Here is a 9,114-nt window from a genome sequence, read left to right as displayed (position 1 = left end):
CGCGTGACCGTTTCGCCTCGTCGCGAAGCGGTCACGATGCGCGGTCAATCTGTCGCGCATGCCCGGCCTCGGCCGGGCAGCGTCCAGACCGCGACATGCGAGGTATCGATGCAGCACGATTCCAACGATTCCCGTCACACCCCCGCCCCGAACGACGACACCGCGGACACCGCGCCGACGACCGTCGAATCGGATCTGTCATTACTCGAACTGCTGGTGGCGCGTCTCGTACCCGGCGAGCCCGCGCCGTTCGCGCTGTGGCGCGCACGGCTCGAAGCCACGCTGGCCAGCGACGGCCTGCAACCGGCCGAACGCGCGCAGCTCGACGACATCGTCGCGCGCCTGCGCGAACTCGAAGCGCACAGCACTCGGCTGGCCTTGCACTGAGGCCGCCGCACGGTACGCCGCGCAATTCAGCGACACCCCAAACGACCAACGCCACGCGCGATATCGCATCGCGCGTGGCGTTCGCCGTTCCCTTCTTGTCTTCCTGCCGCGCGGCCGTTCAGTGCGCGGCCACCTCCGCCCCGACCCGCCCGGCCTGCAACGCGGTGCGCGTCACGCGCTCGCGTGCGTCGAGCGCCGCGCACCATGCGACGTAATCCGCACGCGTCCAGTCCAGTTCGACGCCCACGCGCCGCGTGCCCGGCCGGATCTTCGGCTTGTGCAGCGACAGCGTGACCGATTCGAGCGACGGCCATTCCTCGAACGACAGCGCCGCCAACTCCACCACCAGCGTTTCGAGCAGCCGCGTGTGCGGCTTGTGCGCGAGCCACGACGCAACACGCGCGCAGTAGCCGTCGTAATCGACGAAGCCCTCCGCGCCCTGCTCCACCGGCTCGCAGCGGTAGCCGAGCCGCGCGTCGACCACGACCGGCTGCGGCGCCTCGTGCTCGTGCGCATGAATGCCGATGCGCGCGGGCACCTTCAGTTCGTCGATGAACACGCTCCAGCCGCGCCCGCGCGGGCGGGCCGTTTCGAGCGTCGCGAACGGATCGTCGGTGCGTTTCATGACACGATCGGCGCGGCGGCGTCGAGCATGATGCGGCAGAAGTAATCGGCGAAGCTGCGGCGGATCACCAGGTCGTAGCTCTGCTCGCCGGTCGGCACCAGCGTAATCGACGACTTGAAGTAATGGCTCTGCGCGCATTGGCCCGCGCCGAAGCGGCTCGGATGCAGATCGAGCGGGCAGCCGCGCGCGATCACGTCGCGCACGCGCTCGCCGCTGACTTCCAGCACCGTGAAGCCGCTGCCGACATCCACCGCCGCCGCGTAGCGGCCGGCCAGCGCCGGCACCAGCTTCGCTTCGAGCTGGCCGGCCACCACCGGGCCGTGCGAGCGCACCAGCCACTCGTCCGGGCCGAGCCACAGCACGTCGTAGTCGGCGCCGCGCGCCACCGTGTTCGGCGTGGCGGGCGGCTTGCAGCCGACCACGCGCTCGAACGCCTCGACGAACGCCGGATCGGACAGCTCGCCGCGCACGTTGACGAGGTCGAGGAACGGCCGCTCGCGCAGTTGAAACTTCTGCGAGGCCTTCGCCTGGTGCGGCTTCAGCACGTCCTGCGCACCGACCAGCGGCGATTCGAGCCGCATGCCGGCCGGTTGCACGGCCACCGAAGTTTGATTTCGCGTTTCATTCCACATTCTGACGTACCCCTTCGGTGTCGTAGAAAACCGGGCTGGTGATCTTCGCGTTGATCTTCCTGCCGTTCGCGAGCGAGATCGCGACGGACTGGCCCATCTTGCCCAAACCGCCCTTCACCACCGCCATCGCGATCGAGCGCTTGAGGATCGGGCTGAAGTAGCTCGACGTGACGTGGCCGATCATCGGCGTCAGTCCGTTCGCATTCGCCACGGCCGCCGTCTCGACGATCTGGCCGCCTTCTTCCAGCACGGTGGCCGGGTCGTCGGTCAGCAGGCCGACCAGTTGCTTGCGGTTGCTGCCGGCCGTGTCCGAGCGCGACAGCGAACGGCGGCCGAGGAAATCCTTCGACTTCGCCACCAGCCCGCTCATGCCGAGGTCGTGCGGCGTGACCGAACCGTCGGTGTCCTGGCCGACGATGATGTAGCCCTTCTCGGCGCGCAGCACGTGCATGGTTTCGGTGCCGTACGGCGTGATGTCGAATTCCGCGCCGGCCGCCATGATGGCTTCCCACACCGCGCGGCCCGCGTTGGCCGGCACGTTCACTTCATAGGCCAGTTCGCCCGAGAAGCTGATGCGCATCACGCGCGCCTTCGCGCCCGCCACGGTGCCGTCGCGGTAGCTCATGAACGGGAACGCCGCGTTCGCGAAATCGATGTCCTGGCACACCTTCTGCACCACCTTGCGGCTGTTCGGGCCGACCACGGCGAACGTCGCCCAATGATCGGTGACCGACGACAGACGCACCTTCATGTCCGGCCATTCGGTCTGCAGCCAGCGCTCCATCCAGGTCAGCACGCGCGCCGCGCCGCCGGTGGTGGTGGTCATCATGTAGTGCTGCTCGCCGAGGCGCACCGTCACGCCGTCGTCGAACACCATGCCGTTCTCGTCGAGCATCAGCCCGTAGCGGCACTTGCCGACTTCGAGCTTGTTCCACGGGTTCGTGTACATCCAGTTCAGCAACTGGATCGAATCCGGGCCTTGAATGTCGATCTTGCCGAGCGTGGACGCATCGAGAATGCCGACGCTGTTGCGCACCGCCAGGCATTCGCGCGCGACCGCCGCGTGCAGGTCCTCGCCGTTCTTCGGGAAGTACCAGGGGCGCTTCCAGTTGCCGACGTCCTCGAACAGCGCGCCGTTCGCGACGTGCCATTCGTGCACGCAGGTCTTGCGCACCGGGTCGAGGAAATCGCCCAGTTCGCGGCCGGCGAACGTGCCGAACGTGACCGGCGTGTAGTTCGGACGGAAGGTGGTGGTGCCCGTCTCGGGGATCGTCTTGCCGAGCGCCAGCGCGAGGATCGCCATGCCGTTGATGTTGCCGAGCTTGCCCTGATCGGTGCCGAAGCCCATGCCGGTGTAGCGCTTGGCGTGCTCGACCGATTCGAAGCCTTCGCGGGCGGCCAGCAGGATGTCGGCCGCGCCCACGTCGTTCTGGAAATCGACGAAACGCTTCGCGCCGCGCGTCACCTGCTCGCCCGCGCCGACCAGCCAGAGCGCCTGCAGCGGCGCTTCGGCGGCGTCGGTGGCCTGCGGGGCGACCGGGCGCTGCACCGCGTTGAAACCGGCCGCCTTGGCCGCGTCCACGCCGGCGTCCACCGCGAGCCGCAGCCCGCGCGCCAGCGAGAATTCGCCGGCGGCCGCGCCGATACTGGTTTCCGGCTGCACGGCCTTGCCCGGCACGAAGCAGGCTTTCTCGTCGTGCCAGTGCGCCTTGCCGCCCGATTGCGCGAACAGGTGCAGCACCGGGCTGTAGCCCCCCGACATCGCGAGCAGGTCGCACGGCAGCGTGGCCGTCTTGCCGCCCATCTTGCCGCTCGCGTAGGTGTGCACGTCGACCGAAGTCACGCGCAGCTTGCCGGCTGCCTGCGCCACCACCGCGCCGTGCATCACGGTCACGCCGTGACGCTTGGCGGCGGCCGGCAGCGCGCCGTTCGAGGCGGCGCGCGAATCGACCACCGTGACCTTCGCACCGTGCGCCTTCAGGTCGAGCGCGGCCTGGTAGGCGCGATCGTTGTTGGTGAACACCACCGCCTCGCGGCCCGGCAGCACGCCGAAACGGTTGACGTAGGTGGACACCGCGCCGGCCAGCATCACGCCCGGCAGGTCGTTGTTGCCGAACACGATCGGGCGCTCCTGCGCGCCGGTCGCGAGGATCACGCGCTTGGCGCGGATCTTCCACAGCAGCTCGCGCGTGCCCTTGCGCATCGACACCGGCAGATGCTCGGTCAGGCGTTGCGAGACGGTCACCAGGTTGTGGTCCTGGTAGCCGAACGCCGTGCTGCGCGACAGGATCTTCACCTCGGGCAGCTTGGCCAGTTCGGCCTCGATCTTCTCGACCCATTGCAGCGCCGGCTTGCCGTCGATTTCGGCGCGGCACGACAGCAGGCTGCCGCCCAGCTCGCGCTGGTCGTCCACCAGGATCACGCGCGCGCCGGTCACGCCCGCCGCATGCGCGGCCGCCAGGCCGGTCGGCCCGCCGCCCACCACCAGCACGTCGCAATGCGCGAACTGCTTGTCGTAGCGGTCGGCGTCGAGCGCCGCAGGGGCCTTGCCCAGGCCGGCCGCCTCGCGAATCTTCTCCTCGTACTTCGGCCAGAACTTGCGCGGCCACATGAAGGTCTTGTAGTAGAAGCCTGCCGGCATGAAGCGCGCGAACTTCTGGTTGATCGCGAAGCGATCGTTTTCCAGCGACGGCTCGGCGTTCACGCTGGTGGCGACCAGGCCCTGGTACAGCTCGATCTCGGTGGCGCGCGCGTTCGGCACGGTGTACGCGCCGGTTTCGAGCTGCACGACCGCATTCGGTTCCGCGACGTCGGCCGTCACGATCCCGCGCGGGCGGTGGTACTTGAAGCTGCGGGCGACGAAATGCACGCCGTTGGCCAGCAGCGCCGAGGCCAGCGTGTCGCCCTGGAAGCCCTGGTAGGTGCGGCCATTGAACGTGAAGGTCAGCGGAATCGCGCGGTTGATCCGGCCACCCGCATTCAGGCGGTCTTTCTGGCTCATTTCGTGTTGCCCTCTTGTGCGTCATGTGCGGGCACGCCGAACGTGTCGTAGCCCTGGATTTCGTAGCTCACCGTGTCGCGCGTCGCCATGAACCAGCGGCGGCAGCCCTGCGTGTGCAGCCATTGCTCGCGGTGCACGCCGCGCGGGTTCTTGCGCATGAACAGGTAGTCGCCCCATTCGCGGTCCGACAGCGCGTCGGTGTCGAGCGGGCGGGCGATGTCGGCTTCCCCGCCGCACGAGAATTCGGACTCGGCGCGCGGTCCGCACCACGGGCATTTGATCAGCAGCATGTTGGGTTCTCCTCGTGGTCCGGGGTCAGTGCGCGACGGCGGCGGCGCCGTGTTCGTCGATCAGGTGGCCGTTGTAGAAACGGTCGAGCGCGAACGCCGCGTTCAGCGCGTGCGGCTCGTCGCGCGCGATGGTGTGCGCGAACACCCAGCCCGAGCCCGGCGTGGCCTTGAAGCCGCCCGTGCCCCAGCCGCAGTTGAAATACAGCCCCTTCACGTCGGTCTTGCTGATGATCGGGCAGGCGTCCGGCGAGACATCCACGATGCCGCCCCACTGGCGATTCATGCGCACCCGCGAGAACACCGGGAACATCTCGACGATTGCTTCCAGCGTGCCTTCGATCACCTGGAAGCTGCCGCGCTGGCCGAAGCCCGTGTATTGATCGATGCCGGCGCCGATCACCAGGTCGCCCTTGTCGGACTGGCTGATGTACGCGTGCACCGCATTCGACATCACCACCGTGTTGACGCACGGCTTGATCGGCTCGGACACCAGCGCCTGCAGCGGGTGGCTTTCGATCGGCAGGCGGATGCCGGCCATGTCGGCGAGCGAGCTGGTGTTGCCGGCGGCGACCACCGCCACCTTCTTGGCCTTGATGAAACCCTTGACCGTATCCACGCCGGTGACCTGGCCGCCGTCGCGGCGGATGCCCGTCACCTGGCAGTTCTGGATGATGTCCACGCCGGCGCGGTCGGCGCCGCGCGCGAAGCCCCAGGCCACCGCGTCGTGGCGGGCCGAGCCGCCGCGACGCTGGATCGACGCGCCCAGCACCGGGTAGCGGCTGTTCAGGTTGATGTTGGGTTCCAGTTCCTTGATCTGCGCGGGCGTCAGGTATTCGGCGTCCACCCCGTTCAGGCGGTTCGCGTTGACGCGGCGCTGCGTGTCGCGCACGTCCTGCAGCGTGTGCGCGAGGTTCATCACGCCGCGCTGGCTGAACATGACGTTGTAGTTCAGATCCTGCGACAGCCCTTCCCACAGCTTCATGGCCTTCTCGTACAGGCCGGCCGATTCGTCCCACAGGTAGTTCGAGCGCACGATGGTCGTGTTGCGGGCGGTGTTGCCGCCGCCGATCCAGCCTTTCTCGAGGATCGCGACATTGGTAATGCCGTGCTCCTTGGCAAGGTAGTACGCCGTCGCGAGGCCATGACCGCCACCGCCGACGATCACCACGTCGTATTCCTTCTTCGGTTCGGGGGAACGCCATTGGCGCTCCCAGTTCTCGTGATACGACAGGCCGTTGCGGAACAGGCTGAATAGGGAGTAGCGGCTCATTTCAATGCACCTTGGTTAGCACTCGATGACGTTCACGGCCAGGCCGCCGCGTGACGTTTCCTTGTATTTCGTTTTCATGTCGGCGCCGGTTTCGCGCATGGTCTTGATCACCGAATCGAGCGACACGTAATGCTGGCCGTCGCCCTTCAGCGCCATGCGCGACGCGTTCAGCGCCTTGATCGCGCCCATCGCGTTGCGCTCGATGCAGGGGATCTGCACCAGGCCGCCCACCGGGTCGCAGGTCATGCCGAGGTTGTGTTCCATGCCGATCTCGGCGGCGTTCTCGACCTGATCGGGCGTGCCGCCCATCACGGCGGCGAGCGCCGCGGCGGCCATCGAGCAGGCCACGCCCACCTCGCCCTGGCAGCCGACCTCGGCACCGGAAATCGAGGCGGTTTCCTTGTAGATGATGCCGATGGCCGCGGCCGTCAGCAGGAAATCCAGGATCCCCTGCTCGTTCGAGCCGGGCACGAACTTCACGTAGTAATGGAGCACCGCCGGGATCACGCCGGCCGCGCCGTTGGTCGGCGCGGTGACCACCCGCCCGCCGGCGGCGTTCTCCTCGTTGACGGCCATCGCGTAGAGGTTGACCCAGTCGAGCATCGACAGCGGATCGCGCAGCGATTCCTCGGAGCGGTCGCGCAGGCGGTTGTACAGGCCGGCCGCGCGGCGCTTGACGCGCATCGGCCCGGGCAGCTCGCCCTCCACCTTGCAGCCGCGCTCGACGCAGGCCGCCATGGTCTTCCAGACCGCCAGCAGGCCGGCGCGCACTTCCTCGGCCGGGCGCAGCGCGCATTCGTTGCGGTACGTCAGCTCGGCGATCGACAGGCCGCTTTCGCGGGAGACGCGCATCAGGTCGTCGCCGGTGCGGAACGGGTACGGCACCTCGGTCGCGGCGCGCACGCCGTTCACGCGATCGCCGTCGCGATTCACCACGAAGCCGCCGCCGACCGAGTAATACTCCTTCTCCACCAGCAACTGGCCCTGTTCGTCGAACGCCTGGAAGCGCATGCCGTTCGGGTGGACGATACCGGTGCCGGTCATCAGGCGGCGGAAGAAGCCGATGTCTTCCTTTTCCTCGAAGCGGACCGACTGGCGGCCCAGCAGCGAGAGCGTCTTCTCGGCGCGGATCGCCTTCAGGCGCGGCTCGATCAGGTCCGGATCGATCACGTCCGGCAGGTGGCCCTCCAGGCCGAGCAGTACCGCCTTGTCGGTGCCGTGGCCCTTGCCGGTCGCGCCGAGCGAGCCGTACAGCTCGACCCGCACGCGCCGCACGAAGGCCAGCAGGTTCGCATCCTCGACATGCGAGGCGAACCGGCAGGCGGCGATCATCGGGCCGACCGTATGCGAGCTCGACGGGCCGATGCCGATCTTGAACAGATCGAAAACGCTGACGTTCATCTGACTGCTTCTCCGGGGGAAACGGAACGGTTGGACATTGGCGTCAGTACATCAAAGCGTAAAATCCGCCGATAGAACAAAACCGGCATCGAAGTGGGATGCCGCCGCCACCCCGGTGACGGCGGGGCCGAAAACTGCGTTTTGGCGATGATTCGCGACGGAAAAACGCAAGTCCGGCCCCAATGGATCGGCGACGCTCGACGCACGGAGCGCCGCCGCCGGCCGGCGCTTTCCGGCTTCACGCCCTACCCTGACCACGCTTCAATGACGCCCGATCTGCCCGCCTCGCTCCTGTCCGACGATCCGGCCCCCCACCGGTTGCGCTTCGGTATCGTGCTGCTGCCGAACTTCACGCTCACCGCCTTCTCGGGCTTCGTCGACATGCTGCGGCTGTCCGCCGACGACGGCGACTACAGCAAGCCGGTGCGCTGCGCCTGGAGCGTGATCGGCGACACGCTCGCGCCGGTGCGCGCGAGCTGCGGCATCCAGATCACGCCGTGGGAAACCTTCGACGAGGCGCGCGAGCCGTTCGACTACGTGGTGGTGGTGGGCGGGCTGCTGCATTCGAGCCCGCAGGCAAGCCCCGACACGCTGAAGTTCGTGCGGCGCGCGGCCGAGGGCGGCGCCAACGTGGTGGGGATCTGCACCGGCGTGTTCACGCTGATGCGCGCGGGCGTGCTCGATGCGCACCGGATCTGCGTGAGCTGGTTCCATTACTGGGATTTCATCGAGCGCTTTCCGAACGCCGATCCGGCGCTGCTGATCGCCGACCGGCTGTTCGTCATGGATCGGCGCCGCATCACGTGCTCGGGCGGGCGCGCCGCGATCGACGTGGCCGCCGCGATCCTGCTGCGCCATTTCGATCACGCCACCGTGCAGAAGGCGCTGCGCATCCTGCTGGTGGGGGAGATGCAGAAGGGCAACGCGCCGCAGCCGCATCCGCCGGGGCTGGAGCCGGCCACGCACCCGAAGGTCAAGCGCGCGATCCTGCTGATGGAACAGCACGTGGGGCGTGCGCTGCCGCTGGAGGAACTGGCCGGCAAGCTCGACCTGTCGGCGCGGCAACTGGAGCGGCTGTTCAAGGCCGAAACCGGCAAGAGCCCGCAGGCGTTCGCCAAGCAGGTGCGGCTGCGCACCGCCGCCTGGCTGCTGACGAGTTCGGACCGCACGGTGGCCGACATCGCCACCAGTTGCGGGTTTGCCGATGCGTCGCATCTCGGGCGGGAGTTTCGGAAGCAGTTTGGTGCGACGCCGGCGGCTTATCGGGAGAAAGGTGGGGCGGCGGCGGAGGGGGGTGAAGCGGCTGAAGGGGTCGAGGCGATCGAGGGGGCTAAGGCGGTCGAGGCGGCTGAGGCAGTCGATGCCGCTAAGGCGGTTGATGCTGCTGAGGCGGTCGATGCTGCTGAGGCGGTCGATGCGGTCGATACGACCGAGGGGACCGATGCTGCCGATCGCGAAACCGTGGCAGGCCCGGCGGGCAAGGCCGAAGCGGCCGGCAAAGACCGGGG

General features: G+C 68.0%; 7 protein-coding genes and 1 pseudogene. 2 read left to right on the top strand and 6 right to left on the bottom strand.

Features of this window, described 5'->3' with window-relative positions; genetic code table 11:
- Positions 1-108 precede the first annotated feature (108 nt).
- Positions 109-387 (top strand): hypothetical protein, encoded by a 279-nt coding sequence (locus ACYP33_RS15150; RefSeq protein ID WP_414441177.1) that lies wholly within the window; start codon positions 109-111, stop codon positions 385-387.
- Positions 388-505: 118 nt separating this feature from the next.
- Here the strand turns inward: ACYP33_RS15150 and ACYP33_RS15145 are convergent, their stop codons facing one another.
- The 6 genes from ACYP33_RS15145 to ACYP33_RS15120 are packed head-to-tail and all read right to left on the bottom strand — an operon-like array spanning position 506 to position 7,606.
- On the bottom strand, positions 506-1,012 hold the full coding sequence (locus tag ACYP33_RS15145; RefSeq protein ID WP_414448245.1) for a dihydroneopterin aldolase: 507 nt from the start codon (positions 1,010-1,012) through the stop codon (positions 506-508).
- Positions 1,009-1,644, bottom strand: a complete 636-nt coding sequence (locus tag ACYP33_RS15140; RefSeq protein ID WP_414441173.1) for a sarcosine oxidase subunit gamma — start codon at positions 1,642-1,644, stop codon at positions 1,009-1,011. The genes ACYP33_RS15145 and ACYP33_RS15140 overlap by 4 nt, the downstream gene beginning before the upstream one ends.
- Positions 1,634-4,645, bottom strand: coding sequence for a sarcosine oxidase subunit alpha family protein (locus ACYP33_RS15135; RefSeq protein ID WP_459622673.1), 3,012 nt, complete (start codon positions 4,643-4,645; stop codon positions 1,634-1,636). The genes ACYP33_RS15140 and ACYP33_RS15135 overlap by 11 nt, the downstream gene beginning before the upstream one ends.
- Complete coding sequence (locus ACYP33_RS15130; protein WP_206128381.1) at positions 4,642-4,935, bottom strand: sarcosine oxidase subunit delta; 294 nt, start codon at positions 4,933-4,935, stop codon at positions 4,642-4,644. The genes ACYP33_RS15135 and ACYP33_RS15130 overlap by 4 nt, the downstream gene beginning before the upstream one ends.
- Positions 4,936-4,960: 25 nt before the next feature.
- Positions 4,961-6,205 (bottom strand): sarcosine oxidase subunit beta family protein, encoded by a 1,245-nt coding sequence (locus tag ACYP33_RS15125; protein ID WP_414441170.1) that lies wholly within the window; start codon positions 6,203-6,205, stop codon positions 4,961-4,963.
- 15 nt (positions 6,206-6,220) lie between these two features.
- A complete protein-coding gene (locus ACYP33_RS15120; RefSeq protein ID WP_459622672.1) occupies positions 6,221-7,606 on the bottom strand; it encodes an L-serine ammonia-lyase in 1,386 nt (461 codons plus the stop codon).
- A 264-nt stretch (positions 7,607-7,870) separates the two neighbouring features.
- On the opposite strand from ACYP33_RS15120, the pseudogene ACYP33_RS15115 reads away from it, so the two are divergent.
- Positions 7,871-8,917, top strand: a pseudogene (locus tag ACYP33_RS15115) (GlxA family transcriptional regulator); the annotation flags it as partial.
- Between the last annotated feature and the right edge of the window lie 197 nt (positions 8,918-9,114).

Source organism: Burkholderia sp. 3C (assembly GCF_054589155.1).
Note: the sequence above shows the minus strand (reverse complement) of the source record. Positions and strands in the feature narration are given on the sequence as shown.